Origin of the sequence: Paraclostridium sp., from assembly GCF_051657365.1 — a bacterium.
Lineage (GTDB): Bacteria > Bacillota > Clostridia > Peptostreptococcales > Peptostreptococcaceae > Paraclostridium.
In genome coordinates, this window is sequence record NZ_JBOFKN010000049.1 from 1 (window position 1) to 1,752 (window position 1,752).

General features: G+C 34.1%; 2 protein-coding genes and 7 tRNA genes. All 9 read right to left on the reverse strand.

Going from position 1 to position 1,752, the window contains the following annotated elements:
* Nucleotides 1-234: 234 nt before the first annotated feature.
* Nucleotides 235-648, reverse strand: a complete 414-nt coding sequence (locus ACRCYC_RS03570) for a hypothetical protein (RefSeq protein WP_438617815.1) — start codon at nt 646-648, stop codon at nt 235-237.
* 25 nt (nt 649-673) lie between these two features.
* Nucleotides 674-925: a DUF2508 family protein gene (locus ACRCYC_RS03575; RefSeq protein ID WP_438617817.1), complete on the reverse strand. Its 252-nt coding sequence runs from the start codon at nt 923-925 to the stop codon at nt 674-676.
* 171 nt (nt 926-1,096) lie between these two features.
* Nucleotides 1,097-1,172: transfer RNA gene (locus ACRCYC_RS03580), tRNA-Val, on the reverse strand.
* Nucleotides 1,173-1,181: 9 nt separating this feature from the next.
* Nucleotides 1,182-1,258, reverse strand: a tRNA-Arg gene (locus ACRCYC_RS03585).
* A gap of 9 nt (nt 1,259-1,267) precedes the next feature.
* Nucleotides 1,268-1,341 (reverse strand) — tRNA-Cys (locus tag ACRCYC_RS03590).
* Nucleotides 1,342-1,360: 19 nt separating this feature from the next.
* A tRNA-Lys gene (locus tag ACRCYC_RS03595) sits at nt 1,361-1,436 on the reverse strand.
* 8 nt (nt 1,437-1,444) lie between these two features.
* Nucleotides 1,445-1,521: transfer RNA gene (locus tag ACRCYC_RS03600), tRNA-His, on the reverse strand.
* A gap of 9 nt (nt 1,522-1,530) precedes the next feature.
* Nucleotides 1,531-1,607, reverse strand: a tRNA-Pro gene (locus ACRCYC_RS03605).
* An 11-nt stretch (nt 1,608-1,618) separates the two neighbouring features.
* A tRNA-Ile gene (locus ACRCYC_RS03610) sits at nt 1,619-1,695 on the reverse strand.
* Nucleotides 1,696-1,752 lie beyond the last annotated feature (57 nt).

Genomic DNA, 1,752 nt, shown 5'->3' on the forward strand with positions numbered 1-1,752 from the left:
ATTTTTATAATTAACCTACTGTTTAATTTTCAAAGTTCATTTTCTCGTTTGCCCTTTTCTTAAGGACAAGTAATACTATACCATCTTAATTTATTAACGTCAACACTTTTTGTAAAACTTTTTTTATTTTTTTAAAAAACAATCTGTATATATTGAAATTACTAGCATTTAAATTGTATACAATAGATAGTAAATATAAAATATCATTTATATTTACTATCTATTGTAGATATATTAATCAACTTGACTTAATAACCTTTTAGTTATATCCATTAATTTTATTTCTCCAAGCTCTTCATGCGCTATAGCTACTACAGCTTTTATTCTATTCTCTGAGTTATCCCATTTATACGATCTAGTATTTAATATAGCTCCTTCAGGAACTAATTCTTCTAAATCTACTCCTATTTCATCAGTAAGTGTCATGTATTCATCAAATAAATCATCACTTTCCATTTCATTTAATTCATACTCTTCTTTTATTATATTATTCAATTCTTCAACATCAATACTTACTTGAAATGCTAAAATATCTTCTCTTTTAGAACCCTTACTTAAATCTTTATCTACCCTAAAAGGAGTTTCTTCTTCTATTATTGCCTTTATTTCTTCACTATCGACGATCTCATTCCCAAATAATATGTACATATACAAATTCTCCTAGTCTATATAATTATTTTGCTATAGCTTCAATTAAACAATCTTTAAGAGAATTCCTAACTCCTTGTTCCTTAGCTTTCCTAATAAGATATGAATATTTTGATTTTTTAGCTTCTAAATCATATATAGCCACATCCACTAACTCTGGATCACTCACATACTGAAAGAATTTCTCTGCATTTTTTATTTCTAATTGAGCTATTCTTATTTCTTTTATTATTTTTTCATTATCTATATTTTTTTTTGTACTATTTTTTCTAGGCATAAGTACCTCCTATATTTAATATATACCTAGAATCTTGACAAATATTATTTTTAATATACTATTTTATTTCTTTTTTAGCTATATATTACCTTTTCAATATTAATTTTGCAATAGTATTATATTTTATAAAATAAAAAAACATCTAATTCATTGAATTAGATGTTTTTACACTGGTGGGATTAACAGGGCTCGAACCTGTGACCCCCTGCTTGTAAGGCAGGTGCTCTCCCAGCTGAGCTATAATCCCGGATACATATGGTGCGCCCAAAGGGACTCGAACCCCTAACCTTCTGATTCGTAGTCAGACACTCTATCCAGTTGAGCTATAGGCGCATTATTTTTTGGAGGCGACACCCAGATTTGAACTGGGGATCAAGGAGTTGCAGTCCACTGCCTTACCACTTGGCTATGTCGCCTTATTTATATATAAAAAAATGGTGATCCATCCGCGACTCGAACGCGGGACACCCTGATTAAAAGTCAGGTGCTCTACCGACTGAGCTAATGGATCAACTTATATGGGGTGGATAATGAGAGTCGAACTCACGACCTCCAGAGCCACAATCTGGCGCTCTAACCAACTGAGCTATACCCACCATATTACTTGGTCGAGGTGAAGGGACTCGAACCCCCGGCCCCCTGGTCCCAAACCAGGTGCGCTACCAAACTGCGCTACACCTCGATGTTTAAAAGTGGTGGACCTTCAGGGACTCGAACCCCGGACCTACCGGTTATGAGCCGGGCGCTCTAACCAACTGAGCTAAAGGTCCACTTTATATTATTGGTAGCGGTAACAGGAGTCGAACCTGTGACCTTTCGGGTATGAA